The sequence below is a fragment of the Streptomyces sp. O3 genome, assembly GCF_054788135.1.
The window spans coordinates 1-349 of the sequence record NZ_JBTVYK010000153.1 but is presented as its reverse complement, the minus strand read 5'-3'; the positions used below and the strand labels follow the sequence as shown (position 1 = coordinate 349).

1 protein-coding gene is annotated in these 349 nt (G+C 75.4%); it reads left to right on the top strand.

Going from position 1 to position 349, the window contains the following annotated elements:
• Positions 1-349: condensation domain-containing protein (locus ACX6XY_RS30125; protein ID WP_460337816.1), on the top strand; the 349-nt coding region annotated here is incomplete at both ends.

Genomic DNA, 349 nt, shown 5'->3' with positions numbered 1-349 from the left:
CACGCACCCGACTGGGAGCCACTGCCCGTCCAGTACGCCGACTACGCCCTCTGGCAGCGCGAACTACTCGGAGACGCGGACGACCCGGACAGCCTGATGGCGCGGCAGCTCGCGCACTGGGAACAGGAGCTGGCCGGAGCGCCGCCCGTACTGGAGCTGCCCGCGGGCCGTCCGCGCCCCGCCGAGCCCAGCCGGCGCGGCGCCGTCGTCGACTTCGACCTGGACGCCGAGTCGCACCGGGCGCTGCGGAAGCTCGCCGCCGACCAGGGCGCGACGTTGTTCATGGTGGTGCAGGCCGCGCTCGCCGCCACCCTCACCCGCCACGGCGCCGGAACCGACCTCCCCCTCG